Here is a 1,105-nt window from a genome sequence, read left to right as displayed (position 1 = left end):
ACCATGGCCTTGCCCAGCGCGCGCGTGGGCTGCGAGTTGGTGAAAGACGTGCGAAACACATTGGGCGCGCACAGGCTGCGCGTGGCGGCGTGCACGCCGGCGTTGGGGATCAGGCTCAGCACGCCGGAGTCGCGGGCGACTTTCTGGATGCCCATCTGCACGCCCGAGTGCACCGTGCCGACGAGCACGTCGACCTTGTCGCGCTGCACCAGTTTGTTGGCGTTTTCAATGCCTTTGGAAGGTTCGGACTCGTCGTCGACCTTGAAGTATTCGATCTCGCGGCCGCCGAGTTTGCCGCCTTGTTCGTTGATGGCCATGCGAAAGCCGTTTTCAATGGCGACGCCGAGCTGGGCGAAGGTGCCGGTATAGGGCAGCATGAAACCCACACGCACCTTGGCGGACTGCGCACGCACGATTTCGGGCAGCAAAAGGCCGGTGGAAGCGGCACCGATAACGGCAGCACTGCGGGTCAATACAAGTCGGCGTGAAGTCATGGAATAGCTCCTGGTTGAGACTGAAGACAGTGAGACGAATAGTAAGCGTGCGTTGTGTATGCAGCCCTAGTGTAAAACCCGAGATTGAAGATTAAATTGTTTACACCTAAAGCAATAGCCGTGCCCGATTTGCGCATTTTTTCGGCCCGCCGGCGCAGGGTATTTTCCGGCTGCCTGCTTCCCGGGGTTTTCCATGTCAGTGCGGCTGGCGCAGCTTGAAGCGCTGGATCTTGCCGGTGGCCGTCTTGGGCAGTTCGCTCACAAATTCAATCCAGCGCGGGTATTTGTAGGGTGCAAGCTGCAGCTTCACATGGGCCTTGAGTTCGTCCACGGTGGCGGCCTGCCCGGCCTTGAGCACCACATAGGCCTTGGGCTTGATGAGTTCGTCAGCGTCGGCCACGCCGATCACCGCCACTTCCAGTACGGCGGGGTGCGTCATCAGGCAGGCTTCGACTTCAAACGGCGAGACGTAAATGCCGCCGACCTTGAGCATGTCGTCGCTGCGCCCGCCGTAGGTGTAGTAGCCGTCAGCGTCGCGGGTGTATTTGTCGCCGCTCTTGGTCCATTCGCCGGCAAAGGTGGCTTTGGTCTTGGTGCGGTTGTTCCAGTAC

2 protein-coding genes are annotated in these 1,105 nt (G+C 60.1%); both read right to left on the bottom strand.

The genetic code is table 11. The annotated features are described in order from the left end of the window. The coding region (locus AC1D1X_RS24090) for an ABC transporter substrate-binding protein (RefSeq protein ID WP_477699456.1) at positions 1 to 494 on the bottom strand (494 nt) is incomplete at its 3' end. Positions 495 to 690: 196 nt separating this feature from the next. Next, on the bottom strand, positions 691 to 1,105 hold a 415-nt coding region (locus AC1D1X_RS24085; protein ID WP_477699455.1), incomplete at its 5' end, for an AMP-binding enzyme.

It is taken from the genome of Polaromonas sp. P1_G4 (genome assembly GCF_056405475.1).
This window is presented reverse-complemented; position numbering and strand designations above follow the sequence as displayed.